General features: G+C 60.5%; 14 protein-coding genes and 1 riboswitch. Of the genes, 7 read left to right on the top strand and 7 right to left on the bottom strand.

Annotated elements, in window-relative coordinates; genetic code table 11:
* Positions 1 to 88 precede the first annotated feature (88 nt).
* Positions 89 to 317: riboswitch (cobalamin riboswitch) on the bottom strand.
* 135 nt (positions 318 to 452) lie between these two features.
* The 3 genes from VVT58_RS16710 to VVT58_RS16700 all read right to left on the bottom strand — a co-directional run bounded on the left by VVT58_RS16710 (position 453) and on the right by VVT58_RS16700 (position 4,206).
* On the bottom strand, positions 453 to 695 hold the full coding sequence (locus VVT58_RS16710; protein WP_327754566.1) for a hypothetical protein: 243 nt from the start codon (positions 693 to 695) through the stop codon (positions 453 to 455).
* Positions 696 to 717: 22 nt separating this feature from the next.
* Entirely contained in the window at positions 718 to 1,641 is a 924-nt protein-coding gene (locus VVT58_RS16705; protein ID WP_327754601.1) for a formylglycine-generating enzyme family protein, read from the bottom strand.
* Positions 1,642 to 1,767: 126 nt separating this feature from the next.
* On the bottom strand, positions 1,768 to 4,206 hold the full coding sequence (locus VVT58_RS16700) for a TonB-dependent receptor (protein WP_327754565.1): 2,439 nt from the start codon (positions 4,204 to 4,206) through the stop codon (positions 1,768 to 1,770).
* Positions 4,207 to 4,574: 368 nt separating this feature from the next.
* On the opposite strand from VVT58_RS16700, the gene VVT58_RS16695 reads away from it, so the two are divergent.
* From VVT58_RS16695 to VVT58_RS16675, 5 genes are all read left to right on the top strand, one after another.
* Positions 4,575 to 7,115 carry a zinc-binding dehydrogenase gene (locus VVT58_RS16695; RefSeq protein ID WP_327754564.1) on the top strand — a complete coding sequence of 847 codons (2,541 nt, stop codon included), beginning with the start codon at positions 4,575 to 4,577 and terminating at the stop codon, positions 7,113 to 7,115.
* Positions 7,112 to 8,527, top strand: a complete 1,416-nt coding sequence (locus VVT58_RS16690) for an aldehyde dehydrogenase family protein (protein WP_327754563.1) — start codon at positions 7,112 to 7,114, stop codon at positions 8,525 to 8,527. The genes VVT58_RS16695 and VVT58_RS16690 overlap by 4 nt, the downstream gene beginning before the upstream one ends.
* 28 nt (positions 8,528 to 8,555) lie before the next feature.
* Positions 8,556 to 9,857 (top strand): cytochrome P450, encoded by a 1,302-nt coding sequence (locus VVT58_RS16685; RefSeq protein WP_327754562.1) that lies wholly within the window; start codon positions 8,556 to 8,558, stop codon positions 9,855 to 9,857.
* A gap of 454 nt (positions 9,858 to 10,311) precedes the next feature.
* Positions 10,312 to 11,493 (top strand): cystathionine gamma-synthase family protein, encoded by a 1,182-nt coding sequence (locus VVT58_RS16680; RefSeq protein WP_327754561.1) that lies wholly within the window; start codon positions 10,312 to 10,314, stop codon positions 11,491 to 11,493.
* A 331-nt stretch (positions 11,494 to 11,824) separates the two neighbouring features.
* Positions 11,825 to 12,175, top strand: coding sequence for a hypothetical protein (locus tag VVT58_RS16675; RefSeq protein WP_327754560.1), 351 nt, complete (start codon positions 11,825 to 11,827; stop codon positions 12,173 to 12,175).
* A gap of 191 nt (positions 12,176 to 12,366) precedes the next feature.
* Here VVT58_RS16675 and VVT58_RS16670 read toward each other — a convergent pair whose 3' ends face one another.
* The 3 genes from VVT58_RS16670 to VVT58_RS16660 are packed head-to-tail and all read right to left on the bottom strand — an operon-like array spanning position 12,367 to position 16,380.
* A complete protein-coding gene (locus tag VVT58_RS16670) occupies positions 12,367 to 13,230 on the bottom strand; it encodes an Lrp/AsnC family transcriptional regulator (RefSeq protein ID WP_327754559.1) in 864 nt (287 codons plus the stop codon).
* A complete protein-coding gene (locus tag VVT58_RS16665; protein WP_327754558.1) occupies positions 13,188 to 14,738 on the bottom strand; it encodes a D-aminopeptidase in 1,551 nt (516 codons plus the stop codon). Before VVT58_RS16665 ends, VVT58_RS16670 begins: the two co-directional genes overlap by 43 nt.
* 10 nt (positions 14,739 to 14,748) lie before the next feature.
* Positions 14,749 to 16,380 (bottom strand): serine hydrolase domain-containing protein, encoded by a 1,632-nt coding sequence (locus VVT58_RS16660; protein ID WP_327754557.1) that lies wholly within the window; start codon positions 16,378 to 16,380, stop codon positions 14,749 to 14,751.
* Between the two features lie 375 nt (positions 16,381 to 16,755).
* Here VVT58_RS16660 and VVT58_RS16655 point away from each other — a divergent pair, with 375 nt between their 5' ends.
* On the top strand, positions 16,756 to 18,084 hold the full coding sequence (locus VVT58_RS16655) for an APC family permease (RefSeq protein WP_327754556.1): 1,329 nt from the start codon (positions 16,756 to 16,758) through the stop codon (positions 18,082 to 18,084).
* 75 nt (positions 18,085 to 18,159) lie between these two features.
* Complete coding sequence (locus tag VVT58_RS16650; RefSeq protein ID WP_327754555.1) at positions 18,160 to 19,653, top strand: leucyl aminopeptidase; 1,494 nt, start codon at positions 18,160 to 18,162, stop codon at positions 19,651 to 19,653.
* A gap of 136 nt (positions 19,654 to 19,789) precedes the next feature.
* Here VVT58_RS16650 and VVT58_RS16645 read toward each other — a convergent pair whose 3' ends face one another.
* Complete coding sequence (locus tag VVT58_RS16645; RefSeq protein WP_327754554.1) at positions 19,790 to 22,903, bottom strand: TonB-dependent receptor domain-containing protein; 3,114 nt, start codon at positions 22,901 to 22,903, stop codon at positions 19,790 to 19,792.
* Positions 22,904 to 23,205: the final 302 nt, after the last annotated feature.

Here is a 23,205-nt window from a genome sequence, read left to right as displayed (position 1 = left end):
CTTGCGCCCGGCATGCGGACAGCAGCTCCCGCTGCGTAAAGCGTCGCTCAGACGGAGTACCGTGCCGCGGCCATCCCCTGGGCCAAGGCAAGAGCGACCAGACGCAGGCAGGTTTCCTGGCTCACGGGTCTTGGCTCGACGCATGGCCTTCCCAGGCCTCGCAGGATTTAGCGTCCGGCCCAGTGGCTGATTCTCCGGCGGTCCGAAGAATCGATATGCGTCTCGCTCACCGCTTACAGTTGCAGGGACAGCCGCGGATTCATCACCGCATTCCCTATTAAGCCCCTTGGGAGGGCACCGGCGCGATCAGTGAAAGCTGGCCGAGGCTGGCTTTCGCCGGACTGCATAGAGGCTGGCGCGGAGAATTGGAAGGGGGCGGCGCGTTCGGCTTGCGCTGGTGAAGGCGCTGGGCGGGCCTGCCTAATTGGGCGCGCCGTGCGATAAGTATCGGTTCAATGCATCTCTGTCTTTAGCCGTTCGACCAGCTTTTCGATCTCCCAGGGTTCCAGCACCCAGGTTCGCGTCTTGCGACCCTCGCGGTGGACGGGCTGGGTCAGCAATATGCGCGCCTGTTCCTTCGCATGGGGCTTGAAGATCGCGAAATGCTGGGCGCAATCGCGGATCGTGCCGATGAGCGGTGCCTTGCCGTCAAGGTCGATCATGGTGGCGGGCTGGTCCCAGGGGATATTGAGCATGACGTCTTCCCGTTATTGAAATTCAGCGGCCCGGTTCGCGGATGATGCAGCGAAACCCGATATGGCTGGTGGAACTGTCCACCGCCTGCGGGTGGCGGGCGGCGGGGCGGTAGCGCTGGCAATAGCTTGGCGCGCAGAGATGGGAACCGCCCTTCAGCACTTTTCTTGGGATCGGCACATGCGGACTGACGGGATCAAGGCTTTCCCGCCTCGTGCCGCCGCGTGGGTTGGATGGGACGCAGCAGCTTCCCTTCGCCTTGCGCTCGACCCTGGGCTGGGCATACCAATCGGTCGTCCATTCCCAGACATTGCCGATCATGTCGAACAGGCCATAGCCATTGGGCGCATAGGTTCGCACCGGCGAGGTTCGCTCATAACCATCCTCCAGCAGATTGCTGTAGGGGAACATGCCCTGCCAATAATTGGCGAGCATGGCTCCCTTGGGCGCTAGTTCATCGCCCCAGGCATAGTCCGCGCCATCAAGCCCGCCGCGCGCCGCAAACTCCCACTCCGCTTCGGTCGGTAGCGCCTTGCCCGCCCATTTGGCATAGGCCTCCGCATCCTGAAACACGACATGGACCACCGGATGGTTCCAAAGCTCGTCCAGATGGCTGTCGGGGCCATGGGGATGGCGCCAGTCCGTGCCGAAGCTGAAATGCCACCATTGGCTGAAATCGCTGAGGTCGACGGGCGTCGCCGTGCGCTGGAACAGCAGCGAACCGGCCCGCGCCATTTCTGGAGGCATGCCGGGATAATCTTTGGGGTCGGGCGCAATCTCAGCAAAAGTGCGGTAGCCGGTCGCCTCCACAAACTCCGCGAACTGGCGGTTGGTGACGGGCGTTTCGTCGATCCAGAAGCTGTCCACGCGGACTTGCCGCAACGGGGCTTCCTCTGGATAGAAGCGGTCGGAGCCCATGGTGAAGGCGCTGCCTTCGACGAAGCGCATCTCTTGCGCGATGGCATTCTCGGTCTCGATCACCGGGCGACCATAGCGACGGATCGGCCCGGTGTATTGCCCAAAAATAAGGACGCCGGAAGCGGTTTGGCTTCCGGCGTCCCGTGTGATTGGGCTTTAGAAGTCCTTGCGGACGGTCACGCCGATCTTGCGCGGGGTGCCGATATTATAGCCGAGCCGGCCCCGGCCGCCGCGCTCGCGGTCCAGCGAATAGAGCGCATTTTCGTCGAACAGATTGTTGACGTAGAGTGTGACCGACAGACCGCTGTCCCAGCTCACGCCCGTGGACAGATTGACCAGATTATAGGCGCCAAGCTTGTAGGAGCCGAAGTTGAACGCGCCGGTCCCATAAGCGCCGGTGGCCGGATCATAATAGATGGAATTGGTGAAGCTGCCCTTGCCCGGCTCCTGATCGTCCAGTTGGGTATAGCGGTCGCCCACATGCTGGTAGCTGGCGGTGAAGGACCAGTCGGTCTCCGCCGCGATCTCCATCGTATAGGTCGCTGCCGCCGCCATCTGGAACTTCGGCACGGTGGGCAGGCGGTTGCCCTTGCGGATGCCCGCGATGATCGCGCCGCCTCCGTCGGTGACGTTGCTGTCGATCTTCGAGTCGATATAGCTGCCGCTCAATGACAGATCGAGGTTCGGGGAGACGCGGGCGCTCAGTTCCGCTTCCAGACCCGCCGTATGCGCCTTCGGCACGTTGAAGAGGATGCGCGAGGAACAGCTTCCCGCATCCGCCGTGACCTGAAGATTCTTGATGTCGTTGTAGAAGGCCGCCGCGTTGAAGGTGATGCCGCTGCCCGACGCCTTCACCCCGGCTTCATAGTTCCACAGCGTTTCGTCCTCGAAGGTCGGACGGTTGCCATAGGTCGCCGCGTCCGGCCCGGTCGCGCCGCCATTGCAGAGCGGCAGGTTCAGCGGATCGTTGACGCCGCCCAGGCGGAAGCCCTTGGACGCCTGAACGTTGAAGGTCAGATCGCGATTGGCCTCATAGCTGGCGATGAAGCGGGGGGAGAAGCCGGTCGATCCGGTCTTGTCGCCCACGCGGTTGTCGCCATTGGGGAAGACGCCGCCGGTCTTGAAATCGCGCTCTTCCTTGAAGTCGTAATAGCGGCCGCCGGCTGTCAGCTTGAACTGGCCAAGCTTGTAGCTCGCCTCGCCAAAGGCGGCATATTGCTTGATGATATAGGGAATGTCGGCATTGTAGGGCGAGTTGAGCGGGAAGCCATTGGCCGCCCCTGCCGATGCGCCCGGTCCGAATGGCGCCGGCGCCGCGTCGATGAAGGCGTCATAGCCAGGAGTTGGCAGCCGTTGCTCATAGTTGCGGTCGACATGGCTGTAGAAACCACCGAACACCCATTGGAACGGCCCCGCGCCGGTCGAGGCGAGGCGCAATTCCTGCGTCCATTGCTTGAGCTTGGTCGTATCGCGCAAGTTCGATGGCAGATTGGCGATGGCGGGGTTGACGCCGAAGGTCATGACAAAAGGCGTCACCGAAACCGATCCGGTCAGCGCCGAAGCGTCGCGGCTGACCAGAATGTTGCGGTGGATATAGGTGGTGATGGAGGTCAGCGCGACGTCGGACCCGATATCGATGTTGGCCGTGAAGTCCGCCAGCGTGGTCTTGTCGCGGAACTCCTCGCGCAGTTTCAGATATTGGGTGCGTTCGGGCAGGATGTCGAAGGGGCTGATCAGCTCGTTATAATAGAGATGATAGCTGTCCTCCCGGTTGAAGCCGTTGGTGCGGATATCCTGATAGATGATGCGCGGGGTCAGCTTGATCCCCGGCGCGGGTTCCCAGAGGAGGCTGAGACGCCCGCCATAGCGGCGGCCGTCATTGATGTTCTTGCCGGCGGCAGGGCCGATGGCGTCGATGAACCCGGCATAATGTTCGGCATAGCCGACCGCGCGGATCGCCGCCGTTTCGCCCAGGGGCAGGTTGATCGCACCCTTGCCGGAATAGCCGACATCGCCGCCCTTCAGGACATTGGCGCCCGCCTCCACCGTGCCTTCGGTCTGGCCAAGCTTGGGCTGCTTGGTGATGTAGCGGACGGTGCCGCCTTCGGAGCCGGAGCCGAACAGCGTGCCCTGCGGCCCGCGCAACGTTTCCACTCGGTCGAGGTCGAACAGGTCGAAATCCGGCGTGAACAGCGACATGGAGATGACGGATTCGTCGAGATAGACGCCGACCTGTTCCTTGACGCCCGGCTGGTCGCGAACCACCTGGCCCGCCGACACGCCGCGTACGGACACCTGGCTCTGGCCCGGCCCCAGATTCTGGACGGTCAGGCCGGCGACGCTGCGCGAAACGTCCTCGATCGAGGTGGCGCCCATGCGCTGCATCGCTTCGGCGGTCTGTGCATTGATGGAAAAGGGAACGTTCTGGATGGATTCATTGCGCTTGGTCGCAGTGACGATGATTTCGTTGCCAGACCAATCCGCCGCGCTGTTGGTTACTTGAGCCGAAACACCAGTAGAGAGGCCCGATAATGCCAAAACAAGGCATGACGCGGACAGGCGCAATATGGAATTGTAGCGGGGAAATTGGTTCATGTCATCCTCCCTGTAGTGAACTTCGCTATTATATTTATTTGGATAAGTTGACGTTGATCTTGTCTTATCGGTCGATTTCACTCAAGGCTAATCTAGATCATGTCTTTGGCCCGATGCAATGAAAATTGCGTGAAAGAGATTGAATCTTACTCAACTGTAGCTTCCTTGCCTCACTCGATTGGGGAGCGAAGGCTTCGGGAATCCGTGATCCGCGCCTTTCGCCTTGCGGCGCACCATCGGGCGGCGTTATGACTGCGCCGGGTTATGGCTAAGGGGAAGCTTTGCACGGAAAAATCCGGCAAGCTTTGGGGGATAAGCCTTTGAACGCTTTGGGGAAGTTGGTTTTCGGGCTCGGCGGTTGGGGCGTCTTGAGTCTGTCCGTCGTGGCGCATGCGCAGGGTGTGGATGACCGCCCGCTGCTCCGGGACAGTTTTCGCATCGGCAGCGAGGGCGGCGCCCTGTGTCAGGCGCAGAGCGCGAGCGGAGATCCCACCGCGCGCACCATGTTCGATCGCGCCTGGACGCTGGTATGCCGGGATGCGGCGCGTCCGGTCGGGCAGATCTATGCGTTGCGGCGCGGTTCCGGCGATCGGGATGCGGCTTTGCTGGAACGGTTGGCGGCTTCGCGCAAGACGGCGGTCGAATGCGGCGTGCCGGGGGGCGTCAGCCTGCCCGACATTGGCACGGCGGTCATGCGCAACTGTACCGGCGCGATCGGCGCCTATCGCATCCTGACCGTCGAGCGCGGCAAGACGATCTACGTTACGCAGGGCTATGCGGCTTATGCGAGCGCGCTCGACCTGGGATTGCGGTCCGTCATGTTGGGGCGAACGGTGCCGGGCAAGGTCGACATCGCGACGGTCGGCACTAACGAGGCGGGCTTTGCGCGGTTGCAGGCCGCGACGCTGGACCCGCAAACCGTGCTGGCCGAGGGCTATCGGCGCAATGCTTCGGGCAATTATGCCGAAGCGGCGGAATTTTTCGACAGCCTGACCGACCGGCTGGCGCGCGATCCGGACGTTGCAAAGCTGACGCCGGCGGAGCGGGCTGGGCGGGCGCATGAATATCTGGTCAATCGTGGCCTGCAGCTCTCCAATCTGGGGCTGTTCGATCAGGCAGATGCGGCTTTCGCCCAGGCGCGAGGGATCGCGACCGCCGATCCGGTGCAGCTCCGCCTTCGCCGCAATTTCGAAGCGATGCATCATATCAACCGGCAGGATCTGAGCGGGGCGCTGGAGATGCTGGATCGTCCCTTGGGCGGTGACACGGGCGCGGCGACCGGCGGGGACGGCGCGCTGTTCCTGCCGCCTGAGGTCGCCGCCGAAATGAGCAGCGCGGCGTCACCGGCCCGCGCTCTGGGCGTGCGGCAGGATACGAGACTTGCCCCAGCCGAGCGGGCAGCGATCATCGACGCGCAGGCGCAGCAGTTGCGGGGAACGATCCTGCGGCTGTCGGGGCAGCCGGGACCAGCGCGGGACATACTGTCCCAGGCGCTGGCGAGCGCGGTCGCGATCCGCGACGGGCGGGTCACGTCCATCACCCGTCTGCGCGCCCAATTGCTGGGCGAGATCGCCCTCACCTATGAGGCGCAGGGGGATTTCGGGCAGGCCGAGAGCAATCTGAATCAGGCGCTGGTGCTGCTGGGCGTGCAATATCCCGAAACGGTGGCGTTGAACGGGGCGCGGGCGCGGCTGGGCGCTTTCCTCGTCCGGCGCGGGCGCAATGAGGACGCGCTGAAAATCTATCGCGGCATCATGGCCTCGACCATGGAAAATCGCGCGACGCTGACCGGGATGGCAAACCAGCTTCAGCCTTATTTCAACCTATTGGCGCGGGAAATTCCCAATCGACCGGACCTGACGGCCGATCTGTTCGCGGCGTCCCAGATGCTGCTGCGGCCTGGCGCGGCCGACACGTTGGAACAGTTGAGCCGCGAACTGTCCGCCGGCAATGGCGAGGCTGCGCGGCTGTTCCGCCAGTCCGTCTCCCTATCGCGCGACATCGAGCGTGGGCGGATCGCGCTGGCGCAGTTGCGGCAGGCGGCGGAGGGGCAGAAGGCGTTGCTGCCGGACGTCATGCAGGCGCAGGCGGACATCGACCAACTCGCCGCCGACCAGGCGAATACGCTGGCGGCGCTGGCGGCCTATCCGCAATATCGGGCCGTTAGTCCCCAGGGGCTGACGCTGGCCGAGATGCAGGCGACGCTGAAACCCGGCGAGGGCTATTATAAGCTCGCGCAGCTTGGCGACGCGCTTTACGCCCTGTGGATCGACGGCGCGGGAGCGACCGGATACCGGCTGACAGCCAGCGCGACCGAGGTGGCACGAAAAGTGGCCGCTCTGCGCGAGACAATTTCCATCGACGTGAACGGCGCGCAGACCACCTATGCACTTGCGGCGATCATGGCAGCGGCGGTTCGCAAGTGTCGTGTCATCATCTTGAGTGAGCCACATGCGGCTCGGCGACAACTTGCACTTGAACTTGGCGCGACGCATGTCGTGGATCCACTGTCCGAGAAACTCGCGGAGCGGGTTCAAGCGATTTCGCCTGGCGGTGTCGCCTTCGCACTTGACACAACCGCACGCGGTGCGGTTGTCGACGATGTACTAGCCTGTCTGGCGCGGCGCGGAATTCTGGGCCTCATGGGTGTTCCGACGGACCCTACCGCAGCCGTTTCGGTCAATATGCTCACCATGATCGGCCGCGGAATCGGGGTGCGGGGGATTTGCGAAGGAGACAGCGACCCACAAACGTTCATTCCAGAAATGGTTGAGCTGTTCCGGAAGGGTCAATTCCCGATAAATCGACTGATCACGACCTATGCGTTTGAGGATATCACTCGTGCGGTCGAGGACCAGGCGACAGGCCGTGCGGTGAAACCCGTCTTGTTGATGGATGACCAGCCATGAGCACATATCGCATGCTCATCAACGGTGAGGCGAAAGCCGCTGAAGACGGTAGCCTTCTGTCAGTCATCAATCCCGCTACCGAGGCTGTCATTGCGGAAATCCCCAACGCGACTCGAAATGACCTCAATGCAGCCGTCGCGGCAGCAAAGGCGGCCTTTCCCGAATGGCGCGATCACTCGATTCCGGAGCGGCAGGCTCTCGTCACTGCTTTCGCCGATGCGGTCGCCGCCGAGGTCGAAAGTCTCGCGGCACTTTTCACGGCGGAACAAGGCCGACCGCTTGATCTCGCCCGGGCTGAGATCATGAATGCCGTCACCTTTATGAAGGCGATCGCGCGCTTCTCGCCGCCGGTGACGGTTCTGGAGGAGACGCCGGAGCGGCGCGTTGAGGTCCATCATGTCCCGCTTGGTGTTGTGGCGGCCATAGCGCCTTGGAATTTTCCTGTCATCCTCGCTTTGTGGAAGGTTGCGCCAGCGCTCGTGGCAGGTAATACCGTCGTCCTGAAGCCCTCACCGTTCACCCCGCTGGTCATGCTGCGCATTGGAGAGATCGTCCGCGGCATTCTGCCGCCTGGCGTCTTCAATATTGTAACGGGGGGCGATCAACTCGGGCCTTGGCTTAGTGCGCATCCCGATATCGACAAGATCAGTTTCACGGGCTCGACCGCCACCGGTCGCCGCGTTATGGCTGGTGCGGCACCTACCTTGAAACGGCTGACGCTAGAACTTGGTGGGAATGACCCCGCCATCGTCCTTGGCGATGTCGATATCGCCGAAACGGTGCCTAAAATATTCTGGGCAGCTTTTCGCAACAGTGGACAAATTTGTATCGCGGCCAAGCGGATCCTTGTCCATCATTCGATCTATGATCGGTTTCGCGATGAATTGGCGGCGTTTGCGAGCACGATCCGTTTAGGTGATGGGGCGGAAGCCGGCGTCCAGATGGGTCCGATCCAAAACCGCCTACAGTATGAACGGGTCAATCAGTTGATCGCAGACAGCCGGTCGCACGGACACGTTCTGATAGCACCTGCATGGCCGGTCCGCCCCGGGTTCTTCATTCCACCGATCATCGTCGATAACCCGCCTGACGGTAGTCGTATCGTGCGTGAAGAACCCTTTGGACCCATTGTTCCCCTGCAGCGCTTTAGCGACATTGAAGAGGTTATTGCGCGCGCGAACGACAGTGAATTCGGTCTTGCGGCCTCGATCTGGACCAAGAACCTCGATTTGGCGGACAACATCGCTGGGCGACTGGAATGTGGGACGGTCTGGATCAACGACATTCAGTATCTACGGCCCGGACAGCCCTTTGGAGGCCACAAGCAGTCCGGCATTGGCGTCGAGGGCGGCGTCGAAGGATTGCTGGAATATACCAACACCAAAACAATTGTCCGGCGAATCGCAGCATGACGGCATGGGACAGCTAAAGGAGTTAAGAATGGCCACGCAATCCCAAGACATTGTCGGCGTGCCGCTGATACCAGCGTCCATCGCAGCGAACGTGGCGAGTCCGGTCGCCTATGGTCAATGGTCGCAGATCCATGAAGATTTGGCATGGCTTCGAAGGGAGATGCCCTTGGGTGTCGCCAAGGTCGAAGATCATGATCCTTTTTGGGTGGTCACGAAGCATGCCGACATCCAGGAAATTGGTCGTCAGCCCGATCTTTTCCGCAATACCCGTGTCCGTAAGGTGTTGCTGAACCAGGAAACCGACAGGATGTTGAGCGCGCCGAGACCCGAAGACTCGCCCTCGGCCGTCAATGCTCTCGTGTCGATGGATGCGCCAGAACATGGAATCTTCCGGCGTCTGACCTTCGCGGACTTTGCGCCTAAGGGGATCAAGGGTCTCGATGATCAGATTCGCGCCATCGCCCGAGAGGGCATTGCGCAGATGATTGCTCACGGCGAAAACTGCGAGTTCGTCGAAGATGTGGCGCTTCGGTATCCGCTCCGCGTGATCCTCGAGTTGCTCGGCTTGCCGCGTACTGATGAAGATCGCATGCTGCGGATGACCCAGGAATTCTTCAGTCCCCAGGATCCAGATTTTAGCGACTCCGCTGCTGAAAAGACAGGCCGCGCCATGTCCTATGATGCAGCGATCGCTTTGAAGGACTTTTTCGATGCTCTGACCGAAAGCCGGCGAGCCAATCCTACAGGGGACGTTGCATCGATCATTGCCAACAGCACGATCAATGGCGAGCCGATCTCGCATTGGGATGCCGCGAGCTATTACATCACGATTCTCACCGCTGGCCATGATACGACCTCTTCATCCACCGCAGGCGCGGTATGGGCGCTTGCCGAACGACCTGATGTTTTTGCAGCCGTGAAGAATGATCGTCGACTTATTCCTGGTCTCGTTGATGAGGCAATTCGCTGGACCAGTCCGGTGATCCACTTCATGCGCACCGCCACGCAGGACTATATCCTGCGTGGCCAAAAAATACGGGCCGGTGACTGGCTCTTCCTTTCCTATCCCTCCGCCAATCGCGACGAAGATATCTTCGAAGCTCCGTTCGAGTTTCGCCCTGACCGCAAGCCTAATTCGCATCTGGCATTCGGTTATGGCGCACACGTATGTTTAGGGCAGCATCTCGCGAAGATGGAAATGCGCATTTTCTTCGAAGAGTTTTTCGAGCACGTCGCTTCCCTTGAGCTCCGTGGGTCGCCTACGCGCACAATCTCCCGTTTCGTCGGAGGCGTGAAGGAACTGCCGATCCGTTATCGAATTGCAGGCTGAGTCGACCCATGGCTTGGTCGTGTGCCGGGGCGTTCTTTAATCACCCTGGTCGAGTGCCGATCTAAACATAAGCTCCGTCATCAAAATCGTGTCGGAGCCCTGTTTCGGCGCCGATTGACAGACGCGTTTGTTTCTTTGCGTCCGACGGCCCCTCGCAGCCCCGCGAGAGCCGACACTCGAAGTTCGAAAGCGCGGTCGTGATCGCGCAGAGAGGATTGATTTGGCAGGGCGTCCGAAGCCCTCCCTAAAAGAGCGTGTCGTCGCCTTTGCTCGGGAGCGAGGCGAGGTTCGAGCATAAGGCCGCGCAGATGAACGTTCTCAACGAGATCGCACATACCGATGCACTGACGGCGAACTGCTGGATTAGCTCTCGTCAAATATAGAGAGAACGGAAAAATCCTCCGATTTTGCCGACTATGATCTCCGTCAAGACAGGACAGGAGATTGTGAGCACATGCACCTTTCGGATATGGATTCCGCGACGATCGCGGTCTGGGGCGGCGAGGAAACGCCGCTGGCATTCGGCGCTGCGCAAGTGCCGATTGTGCAGAGCGCGCCTTTCGCCTATCCCGATGAAGATAGCTGGATGGATGCGGCGCTTCATCGATCGGACGGCCATATTTACAGCCGGAACACCAACCCCACGGTGCATGTCTTCGAGGAGAAGATGCGTCTCCTGGAAGGTGGGGAAGCCGCGACCAGCTTTTCGAGCGGCATGGCGGCGATATCGAACAGCCTGTTCGCTCTACTGCGGCCTGGCCAGCGCGTGGTTTCTATCCGGGATAGCTATGGCGGAACGAGCAAGTTGTTCCTCGATTTTCTGCCGGGCATGGGAATCGATGTCACCCTGGTGGAAACGAGCGACGCTGACGCGCTGGATGCGGCAATCGCTGCGGGGTGCGATCTCGTTTATCTTGAAACGCCGACAAACCCCACCCTCAAGATCCTTGATCTCGCGCGGGCTACAGCGACAGCCCGGAAAGCTGGCGCGATCACTATCGTGGACAACACCTTCTCTACGCCGATCAATCAGCGTCCGCTGCACCTTGGTGCCGATCTTGTCGTGCATAGCGCGACCAAGTTCCTCGGCGGGCATGACGATGCGCTCGGCGGTGCGCTGATCGGCCGCGCCGACCTCGTACGGCGCGTGTTCGAGTATCGGGAGATTACAGGAGCCACACTGGCGGCCTTCCCGGCCTATATGTTGCTACGTGGACTGAAGACGCTGAGCTTGCGTGTCAAACGGCAAAACCAGACGGCCTTTAGCATCTCACATATGCTGCGCGAGCACCCCGCCGTTACGCAGGTATTCTATCCTGGCCTTGAGGATCATCCCGGTCATGCCGTCGCGGCCCGGCAGATGGCCGGCTTCGGCGGCGTGCTCAGCTTTGCGGTCAACGGCGACTTCAATGCCGTGAAGCGTGTCCTCGATGGCCTGAAGCTCGTGCATCGTGCCGCAAGCCTCGGATCGGTCAATACATTGGCTGGACCGCCCGCGACCACAAGCCATGTCGAATGTACGGCGGAGCAGCGAGCGGAACTCGGTATCCCTGAAGGACTCATCCGCTATTCCTGCGGCGTGGAAGATCCAGCCGATCTGATGGACGACCTGAACTCCGCACTGGCAAAGGTCTAAGGGATCAACTCGCTTCTGCCGGTGAACCGACGTTTCCCAATTGCCCGGAAAGCGGCCAGACAAAGATGGAATATGCCGCCACAAATTTGTCGTGAGAAGGGCAACGGATAAATGTCCAAACCGCGAGCCTTATGGCAGGTGTTCCATGAATGCCGCGCGCATTTCGCAAACGCTGCTTTCGTCCTTTGCCGCAACGCGACTTAGTTTCGGCGCTCCGGCCGTCTGGGATCGGAGAGCCCTCATGCTTCTCAAGAGTTACCGGATCGAGTGACATGTATTGCCGTGACCGCATCGGCATCGACATTCGATCTCCGAATGATGAGTGATATCGATGCCGAAGAATGCTACTGGCACGCCATCCGACGCTTTTACCGCCCAGCGTCCTGTCAAGATCCCGCGCGACCGCATCGCTGTGTTGAGGGTCAAAGCAGATCCTTGTATGCAGGTACTGTTGCGCATACTCGACCTTCTCGCTCGGCAAGGGATCAGACCGCTATCGATCGCTGCCAACCTTGGAGCGGATCGCCAGGATGTGACGATCGAGATCAATGTCTTGCCCGGCGGCAAGGCCAAAAGCCTGCTGGCTCGGATCGAAGAAATCATAGCGGTGCGTGAGGCGTCGTTCGGTCGACACCATCCACAGGCACTTTTGACGGTTCGCGGTGCCAAGGCAGGAAATTAAGACCGGGTACGGCGAGGCTGAAATCAACAAAGATGGATTGGGCGTTCACGCCAAAATGAAAAGCGGCGGGAGCAAACTTCGTGCTGCCGTCGACCGATGTCGGCAACCCCGACCATAGGAATATTTGCATCGCCAAGAGCGGAAGGAACAAGGGTGCGGTTGTCGCAGCACCTTTTCAGCAATAGCATTCTTCAGCCTTCGTCGGATTGCGTGATCATATCAAGAAACGATACCGAATGGGGAAGCTTTATGACCTTGGAGATGGGATAGGTTACAAACTGGAACCGGACGCCATGCACCTCCGAAATGCTATCCATGATCGCCTGGAAGCTTTCGACGTCGGGTGCCACCACGGTCATCAGATAATCGACATCGCCCAGCACCGCTTGGCATGTAGTGATCTGGTCGACCTCGCGGATAAGCTGCTCGAACTGACGTGCCTTTGCAGGAGACGTATCCGAGAGCTTTACCTGAACCTGAAACGTCGAAAGCTTGGCAAGGCGCCTTAAATCTATGTCTGCATGATATCCTCTGATGATGCCAGCCTTCTCTAGTAGCTGCATTCTTTCCCAGCAGCGCGTAGCGGAGAGACCGACTTCCTCGCTCATTTTGAGTTTGGTGATCCGGCCTTCACGATAGAGCACCCCAAGGATTTTCTTGTCGAGCATGTCCAGCTTTTGGCGACCATCGGATGACGGCATGCAATCTTCCCCCTCTAAACTCCGGCAATGAGGAACAAAGCTTAGTTGCGCAACGACCCCAGTCCAGAGGAAAATGCCGCATAAATTACATTTTTGGCCAATTTCCAGGCGGCTAGCGGGATAATTCTTCGCAACCTCTGCCGATACGCCGTCGCTCCGCTGTTTCCGGCCAGTAATCCCGGCGGGCCGGAAGTTTTGTTCGTAATGGCGACAAAAATTGTCGAGCGGTTGTCGCCGGTAAAGCAGAGCCTGCAGAGCTGTCGAGCCGTAAGGGCTCTCGGATTGATCGATCGGCAGGCGGATGGGTCCGCCTAGGAGAGCCGCTCGAACCACAGTTGCCGGGCGATCTGACATCCGAGGGTCATGCCCCTGGGCCGGTCGTCACTGCCGCGATCGAAGATGATCGTCCAATCACCAGGAGGCGGCTGATCCAGGGCGCGCGGACAGGCCAACGTCCACACGTCTGAACCGATGGCCGTCATCGCCTCCATGCGGCCGTCGCCGAAAGGGCCAGAGAATGCACCATAAAAGCGGCCACCCGCATCGGCAACCAATAGTGTCGCATCAAATTCTTCGCAGCGATATCGTCCCGCGATATCGCGTTTCGCGACACCGCCCAGGGGCGAGATGATGCTGCTCTGGCCTTCGCGCGGGCGATCCATCCGAAGACCCTCGGACGTCGGTCGAAGCGCAACTTCACCGCCAGAGGCGCTGCCGTCCGCAGCACCGAACAGCATGTCGGCATCCTCATCGAACTGTATCGAGATTGTGCCGTTGCCCTTGTCGGCAATACGCGTGAGAAGCTTGGTCTCGGGCTCGATATAATCGCCGATCAATGCCGGTGCCGCCGTCCGGAAATCCGCTTCGCGCCCGTCGACCAGCGCTGCGAATAGATCGAGAGCGGCGGCGCGGGCATTGCCCATATGGTTAAACAGCACGACCACGGAGATGCGTTCAGAGGGCACATACATGCGGAAGCTGCGCCAGCCTCGCAAAGCGCCACCATGCCCTGTGTAGGTGCGGCCGAATGCAGTGCCATGACTAAGGCCGAAACCATAGGCCGCTCTGCTGCCGTTGCGGAACTGGACTGGGCCGGAAAGGCGTTTGTACAGGCTGTCGGGCTGGTCGTTTGTCCCATCGATGAACCGTTCCCAGGCGATCATGTCGTCGAGACTGGCGCCCAGCCCGGCATCGGCTACCCATCTGATCCGGTTGATCGCGGGAATATAGCCGGTCACGGCTGAACCTTCATAGCCCTCAGTTCCGTCAGGCATAGCGCGCGTGTCCGCGGCGACGAAGGCGGTAGCCATGCCCACCTTTTCAAAGATCCTTTCAGCCAATAGTGATGCGAAATCGCGATTGGCGCGGTGCTCAATCATCTGGCCAAGAAGTGTGAAATTCTGATTGGCATAGGAATAGCGGGTGCCCGGTTCGAACTGGAGCGTCCGCGTCGCGCGAAACTGTCGTTCCGCCTCCGCAGGGCCAAACACGCCGTCTATGGAGGCACCCTGCAGCATCGCGACAGCCCAATAGTCACGCAATCCGGACTGGTTGTGGCAAAGGTGCAGCGTCTGCGGCGGCGCTTGCCGCAGGTTCGGCAGAAGCGAAGGAATATCGCCATCTAGCTCGGTTGGATGGCCGATCGTGTCGAGGAGCAGCGCACAGGTGAACTGCTTTGTGATCGAGCAGATCCGGAACAACGTCGTTGGCGCGAATGGGATGCGCCGTTCTGCGTTGGCATAGCCCCAACTGTGTCGGACAATCGTCTCGCCATGGTCCAGAACGGCGACAGCGCCGCCAAGACCACCCGCTCCATCAGTCAGAGCGCGAACGGCTTTGTCGAGAGCTGCAGCGTTCCTCATCCGCTTATCCTCAAGGCACGCGTCGGAATGGGAGACGCCATACTCGATCGGCCGACATGATCAGTCCCGTTACACGTCCTGCCTTATCGACCAGCAATCGGATGACGCGGCGACGGTTTACGAAGGCGTTTTCATAAGCCGGTGCGAAGTCGACAGCTAGGCCGGGGCGATCCTGTGCTGTCACGCGCAGCTTTCCGTCGACTGCGGCGATTTCAACGGTTGCCGAGGCTTCGTTCGAATGAAAGTGACCCTTCGCCGCCGCCAATATTTTTCCTGGAAACCACTGCATCGGTGCACGGATAAAAGTAACAAACTGTCCGCCTAAGCCCAGCACGGTGAGCCTGCCGCCGGCTCCGACCTTCGCGGGCTCGCCGTTGAACCGCAGGCTGCCGTCGGGCATGCGCTCGAGCGTCTCTCCGCCGTCGCCGCGTAGCACGTCGTTCTTGATAGAAAGGTGCAGCGGCTCGGCGTTAGCCAGGTTCCTGTACCAGCCCGCCAGCTCAATGGGCGGCTGTGGCGACGCGACCGGCTCGGACGATTTTTCCGGCAGATAGAGCGCGGCAATGGCACGCCCCAAGGTGACGACGCCGTCATCCCCATTGTTGCACAGCAGCGCCACCGAAAGGCCCGTATCGGGATAGCGCGCCAGCCATGCCCGATAACCGGCGGTGGCGCCCGAATGGGCGACCTCCTTGTAGCCGTGAAACCGGCTGACCATCAGCCCGCGCGCATAGGCAAGGGTGCGGCCATCGTTCAGCTTCGCCGGCCGTTGCAATGCATCGGTAACCTGTCGGCCGAGAGCGCCGCTGGCCAAGGCTCTATCCCAGATCAGCAGATCACCGATCGTGGTAAGCAGGCCTCCATGACCGATGGCATTTTCGGCCGGCATCTGCAGCTCATAGGAGGCGCCAAGCGAGCGGTAGGCAACTGCGCGTCGAACAACGACCCGCCGGAAGTCGTCGCGCCATTGCGTATCCTTCATTCCCAACGGACCGAATATCCGTTGTTGCGAGAAAGCCTGCATGCTTTGTCCGCTGACGCGCTGGAGGACGATCGTTAAAAGGGTATAGCCGGTATTGGTGTAGGACCAGTCGCCCCCCGGTTGATGATTGAGCTCGCGCTGCAGTCCCGCGATGCGAAGTGCCTCCGCCGAACTGTAGACCCGATCGCCCCGTGGCCAACCCGCCATTTCAGCCACATCGCCCCAGTCGCGAAGGCCACTGCTATGGGTCAGCAGATGGTCGATCGTTATCGGCCGTCCATAAGCCGGCAGCTCCGGCAAATATTTCCGGATGTCGTCGGTGAGCGCGATACGGCCGTCCTGAACGAGCAGAAGGATCGCGGCGGCGGTGAACTGCTTGCTGACTGACCCTGCCTCAAATATCGTCTCGGGAGCGATCTTCACGCGCCGCTCGAGATCGGCCCATCCATAGGCTCGCACCAGGTGTGAACGGTCGCCATCTTCGACGCCCACAACGCAACCTGGGCTCTCGGCCACGGACGCGAAAAGAGTGTCGATCGCGTCGGCTGGCTTTGGCGTCTGCGACATGGCAGGCGTCACGAGAAGAAGCGATCCGGACAGTATCCGCATAACCTGCAAGGACGTGGTGACGGCGATCCGGATATTAGCCATCAATTTCATCTATGGTCCCTGTATATCATTTCGAGCGCGCGGGGGCTCGTGTCGGCCTTCCATGTTGCAGGCAAGCGATCGAGAATTTAATCGCTTTTCCAGATGGGGTCTGGAAAATATTCCGTGTACGCGCACCAAAACAATCATTTTATCGGTTGCCTGCATATTACGCTCTGATTCAGTCCCGGCAAAACGGGGCGGGGAGTTGGTGCCGCGGCTGCCCATCGCCACAGTTCTTGTGTCAGAAGAAAGAAATACCGCCCAGTGCTGAGTGACCAATCGAACCCGCTCTCGATATCTGCAGACGCAACCGGGAGCGCTGCGGCAACGCCGCCCCGATCGGGCGAGGGACTGCAGCGGCACCTTTCCTCCTTCGGCGTGCTGATGCTTACCTTATCCTGCCTGTCGCCGGTCCTGTCGGTATATGGCGCCGGGTCTGAGGTGCTCCGGCAGGCGGGCACAGCAGCGGGGCCGCTGTTCCTGCTCGGTATCGCGGCGACGGCACTATTCGTCCTTGTCTATGCGGAATTTGGCGCGGCCTTTCCTTATGCGGGCGGCGATTATGTGGGTGTCGGATCAATTCTAGGCAGTTGGGCCGGCGTGGTGGTGCTTGCGCTCTGGGCGGTATTTGCGGGGCCAGGTAACGCCTTTGAGGCAAAGATCTTCGCGGCTTACGCCCACGAATTGCTGCCCATGATCCCGTTGTCCGTCCTGACGGGCGGGGCGCTATTGTCGGCGACCGCCATCGCGCTGCTTGCCGTACGTTGGGGTGCGATCGTCACCGGAACAATACTCGCCGTGGAAGCGGCCGTGATCGTCGTGCTGATCGGCGCCGGCTTTCTGTCTCCGGCGCGGAATTTCACAGAGACGATCACCCACCCGCTGACGATGACGGCAGGTGGATTGATCGCACCGGCAGCCTCCGCGCTCGCGCTGGGCGCCGTCAGCGCCTTCTACGCGGCCGCCGGCGGACAGCAGGCCATCTATTTCGGCGAGGAACTCGAGCGGCCACATCGCCGGATGGGTCCAATCATTATCATGGCGGGGCTGATCGGAGCCTGCGCAACGGCATTTCCCGTGATCGCCATCTCGATCGGCGCGAACGATCTACCCGGAGTGCTCGGCAGTCCTGCGCCGATCGCGATGTTCGCCATCGAGAAGTTGGGCATCTGGGCCGGTACCGCGCTCAACATCGGTGTGGTGCTGGCCATCTTCAATGCACTGATCGTCCAGGTTATGGCTTATTCCCGCCTCTATTTCAGCCTTGGCCGAGACAAGCTGTTCAACACGGGCACCAACCGTTGGCTGGCTAGCGTCGATGGTCCCTCAGGTGTTCCGCGCAATGCCACTCTCGCAATCGCCGTCTATTCAGCGCTCGCTTGCTTCCTGGACTCCCGCACGCTGCTGATCTTTATGACGGGCATTCTCGTCTACGGGTGGAGCCTGGTATGCATCTCGGTGCTCGTCGGCCGCTACAAGGGTCTGACCGGCGGTCACGGTTATTGGCGCATTCCGTTGCATCCTGTTGCGCCTGTGCTTGGCCTCGTGCTGGCAGGCGCGATTGCCTTCGCCAACCTCTCCGACCGTGATGCGGGACGGCCGAGCCTGATCGCACTTGGTATCGTGATGTTGGTCGCTATCGCCTGGTACCATCTGGTCCTTGCGCGCCGACCGGGCGGCTGGCAACCCCGCATAGGCTCGAACGAAGACTGATCGGCAGCGCGTGCAGGACTGCCATCGCAGGCGCACCTCCGCAATTCACCAAGGGCACTTATTGGACGCGATGCAATGGCTGTGAAGATCCGTTTTTGCAAACCATCGGAATCCGCAACGGACACTAGAATCGTCTTCGCTGCGGCTGGCGGTGAACTGATCGGAAGCGGCGGCACCCTCGACTCCGATCTCGACGGTCTGATTCGACGGGCCATCACGGCTGCTCGATTCGAGGGCGCTGTCGGAGCCACCATCGAGCTTCTGGTGCCCCACGGCTTGAAAGAGGATCGGCTTGTCCTGTGCGGCCTCGGGCCGGTTGAGAAGGCAGATGCTTGCGTGTTCGAGAAGGCGGGCGGCGCGATCGCGGCACATTTGCGGGCGGTCGCGATTCGCGCCCACATCGACATGGAGGGCTTGTCTCCCTCGCTGCTGTCGATCGAGCAAGCCGCTGCGCATCTCGCCCATGGCGCGGTGCTGCGCAGCTATGCATTCGATCATTATCGTAAGCAGCCGACCGGCACCGCGTCGCTCCGGCTCGAGGAAGTCCTCCTCTCCGGAGCTGACGGTGCAGCGTCGCTTTTCGCTAGGCTGGATGCGGTCGCCCAGGGCGTGTTCTATGCACGTGATCTCGTGTCGGAACCGCCCAACATCGTCTTTCCCCAATCCTTCGTCGAACGGGTCCGGCGGGACGCGCCGACAGGTCTCGTGGTTGAGGCGTTCGGAGAAGACAAGATGTGTGAACTGGGAATGGGCGCCTTGCTCGGTGTCAGTCAGGGCTCACCCCGCGAAGCGCAGATCCTCACCATGCGCTGGAACGGTGCCGGTGATGCCAACGAGACACCGATCGTCCTTGTCGGCAAAGGCGTAACCTTCGATGCCGGCGGCATTACGCTCAAGAAATCGCCTTATGTGGAGCAGATGAAATGGGATATGGCTGGCGCCGCTGCCGTTGTGGGGACCATGCGCGCGCTCGCCCTGGAAGGTGTGCCGTGCAACGTCGTGGGTGTCTGCGGCCTCGTCGAGAACATGCCGGACGGCAATGCACAGCGCCCAGGTGACGTCGTCACCAGTATGGCCGGCAGGACGATCGAGGTGATCAATACTGATGCCGAAGGGCGGCTGGTGCTCGCCGATTTGCTCCACTGGGCGCAGCGCGAGTTCGGACCGGCAGTCATCATTGATATGGCCACTCTGACCGGCGATCTCATAGCCTGTGTCGGCCGCGAATATGCAGGCCTTTTCAGTAATGACGATGACCTCGCTCATGCGCTGGCCAGTGCCGGTCTGGCGGTCGATGAGAAGCTGCTGCGCTTGCCGATGGGCGAGGTCTATGACCGTATGATCGATTCCGAGATCGCCGACATGAAGAATCTTGGCCCGCCTGAAGCTGGTCCTGTGACGGCGGCACAATTCCTCGCCAGGTTCGTCAAGGAGGGTGTGACTTGGGCTCATCTCGACGTCACAGGCCAGGTATGGGCGGAAAAGGCTGGCGGTCTATATCCAGCCGGTGCCACCGGCTTTGGCGTTCGCCTGCTTGAACAATATATCCATTCGACGCTCGACCTTTAACGTCAAACAACCGTTGATGCCGGTGCCGATTGGCAATGACCGGAACTGCAGGCAATAAGACGCCGTGATCCTTTGCGGGGACCACGGCGTCTCGCGTCTCCCGGCACGAGAGGTTCCCGAAACCGGATGGCGCCGCTTAAAATTTCATCTGCGCGCTCGCTGCGAAACGACGCCCGAGCGGATCGCTCAATAGCGCAGGGATGTAATAATCATTATATTTCTGGCCTATCCGGTTGAAGAGATTGGTCACCGAAAAGGTCAGGCGGAAGCGGGACTGGACGTCGAACCAGATTGACTGGTTGACCGTGGCGTAGGCATTGGCGTGCTCGAACTGGAACAGGTCTGGAGACGATACCGCGCGGGTAGCGCGCTGTCGGCCGACATAGTTGATCGTCGTAGCCGATCCGACCATCTTGCCGACATAGCGCAGGACCATCTGACCGCTGAACTTCGGGTCTCCCTGGGGTTCGTTGTTGCCGAATGCGGCATAGGCGCCATAAGTGCCGTCGGTGCGCAGCGGCGCAACACCGGTTATGTCGACCAGGCGACGACGAACGTAGAGCGCATCGACGCTGACGTCGAAACGTCCCGGCAATCCGATCCCATCGAGCTCGGTCGTGTAGTTGAGCGACCCTTGCATACCCGAGAAGAGGATGCGGTTGCCGTTCACGAAGCCGCTGGTGACGCCAGGGTTGCTCGGATCGTTGACGACCTGTCCGGCGATGCTGCCGCCGTTCGCAGAGGTTCCGGCGCTGCCGGTCGGAAAGCGTCGAATGAGGGAGCAGAAGGCATTGCCGTTTGCGGGATTGGCGGTGTCGAAATCCGCATTGTCGAAGCAGGCCGACGCGATCTGCGCGACTGTCAGGCTCGCAATCGGGCTCGACAGGTTGATGTGCAGATAGTCCGCGGTGATCGACAGGCCACGGATGAAGCGCGGCTGGACCACGACACCAAAAGTGTAGCTACGCGCCACCTCATTTTCCAATCGCGGATTGCCGCCCGATAGCTGTGATACCGTCGTGGATGCGGCGTCCAAAGGCGTCGCGTTCGGGAACACCGCCAGGAAAGCGGCGCAGTTGGCTGCGCGGATTGCGGGCGCTGGTCCCCCGTTCCTGTTGGCCGGCGAACAGAGATCAGGGACGGTCGCGAACGAGGTCGACGTTGGCAAATAGAGTTCGAGGATCGACGGCGAACGGAACGACCGGGTGTAGTTGCCGCGGAAGCTGACGTCCTTGATCGGCGCGAACGTGCCACCGGCGGACCAGGCGAAAAAACCGCCATTCACGGTGTTGTGAACATAGCGGCCGCGGCCAAACAGCTCGAAGCGATGAATGAATGGGATATTGTTATCCTCGGTCACCAACGGCAGCAGCACTTCGCCAAACAACTCGTTGATCTTGTATCCGCCCGAAAGCGGTTTGACCGCCGCGCGTTGGCCCAAGCCTTGCTGCAGGAAACTGTCGGGCATGAAGGAGGCATGCTCCTCGCGATGCTCGTAGCCGAGGTTGAAGCCGACGTCGTTGCCGAATAGCGCAAAGGGGCTGCCGCCGATATTGGCGTCGAACACCTTCTGGGTCAGGATCGTCGTCGTGCTGACGTCCTGGATGACATAATCACGCGCTGCCTGGCTTAGCACACCGCTACCCAGCAGATTTACAGGCACGCAGGCCGGGTCCGCCACAGGCGCGAAGCCAGGCAGCGCGCTGTTGGCAGCAGTGACGTTGCTGTTGCAGACGATCTGACCCGATGCGTTGGTGGTCACGTTGACGCCGTTGACGAGCCTCTGGACGTTGATGTCCTGACCGGAATCGACAATCTTGTTGTGACCATAGTTGCCGGTGATCTCATAGTTGAACTTGCGGTCCCCGACCTCGAAGTCGCCCCGCGCACCAAGCACGATCCGATACAAGTTCGTCTCCGACGAGGGCGCCAGCGAAGCGAGGTTTGAATTGGCGCGTGAAACCGCAAAGCTCCTGACGCCGAGGCTGGCGAGCTGAGCTTTCGCCTGGGATGTGAGGAAGGGGCTGGTGGAGGGAAAGACCAGCGCGGCACCCTTGCCACTGAACAGGCTGCCGTTGAAAGTCGGCTGGCGGGTGAGGACGTTCGATTCCGCGTGGTAATATTCGGTTTCGGCAAACAGCTTCAGCGCGTCCGAGGCATCGAAATGAAAGAAGGCATTGGCGATGTCGCGCTTCACATTCCCCATCAGTTGGGCATAGTCGGATGTCCTGAAACCATCGCCGCCGCTCGCATCGGTGCCAGGGAAGGCGATGCCGCGGTTGAACGGGACAAGGTTGCCGCTCGAATCGAATTGATAATTGCGGGCGGCCGCCGGGTTGCCGTTCGCGGTCGTGATCACGCCCCCCGATGTCAAGAAGGGCAGCGTCCGGTTGGCGATGAGGATGGTGCCGGGAAAACCATCAGTGGCCGAATTGTTGAAGCCAATCGCCGTGTTGATGCGGCCGTCATTCGCTGCAGTTATGCCAGCAGGGCGGCCAAGGGCGCTGGCTTGCGCGGCGGACGGGTTGGTGACGGCTGCCACATTGGCCGCCAGAAACGACCGGTCATTGTAGAGAACGCCATCCTGCTGATCGTGCGAGAAAGCAACTGTGATATTTGCGCGACCGTCGGCGAAGCTGTGTCCACCCAACCCGCTGATCGCGTAGCGGAAACCATCGCCATATTGGGTGGCGCCGGTGGTCGCCGACACGGTCAAATCATCGACGCGGTCACGCAAAATGAGGTTGACCGTGCCGGCGATCGCATCCGAGCCATAGATCGGCGCCCCACCGATCGACACGACATCGACGCTGCTGATCAGGAGTGGATTGATGACATTGAGGTCAACCTGCGCGCCCTGGGAACCACCATTGGCAACGGCTGGCACGTTGGACGTTACGAAACGGCGCCCGTTCACCAAAGTCAGGGTCCGGTTGGATCCAAGGCCAAGTGCGTTCACGAAATTGACGTTGGAGCCGAAATAGTTCTGTGCCGCAGTTGGCGCGACACTGGCCCGGAAAGCCGGGCTTTCATTGATTGTATCGGCTATGTTCGTAGTGTTCCGTTCCAGGATATATTGCTGTCCGATCGTGACAGTCGGCTCGAGTGATTTAAGATTCGGGAGGCGGATGCGGGAGCCAGTAACGACGATGTCGCCCGCATTAGCCACCTGTGCTTGTTTGGCTTCACTATCTGGAGCGACCTGCGCAATCGACGCAACCGGCACGGTCGCGGCAATGATCGCGACCATTGACGCGGCAAACGCCAATGGTCGCGAAGGGCAAAAGCCAGTCCGGCGGCGATCGACCCTATCGCTTATATTGCCGATCGGATAAGAGGTTCTAGAGCTTTGATGCATAACGATCCCCCATTTTGGATACGTCCCTGCCTGCGGTTTATTGGTTTTATTGATCGTAAATTGGACGTGGGGGATTTTCAGAAGGTTTTGCTGCTCTGCAACGAAGATTTATGACGCAGAGCGCGGGGCGGGCGTGGGAATCTTCGACTTGCAAACTCCGTCAGGATGAACGGTATTCCGTCGCATCCGATCTC

The sequence above is a fragment of the Sphingobium sp. SJ10-10 genome (assembly GCF_036038995.2).
Lineage (GTDB): Bacteria > Pseudomonadota > Alphaproteobacteria > Sphingomonadales > Sphingomonadaceae > Sphingobium.
The sequence above is the reverse complement of the archived record's forward strand: the minus strand, read 5'-3'. Positions and strand labels throughout refer to the sequence as shown.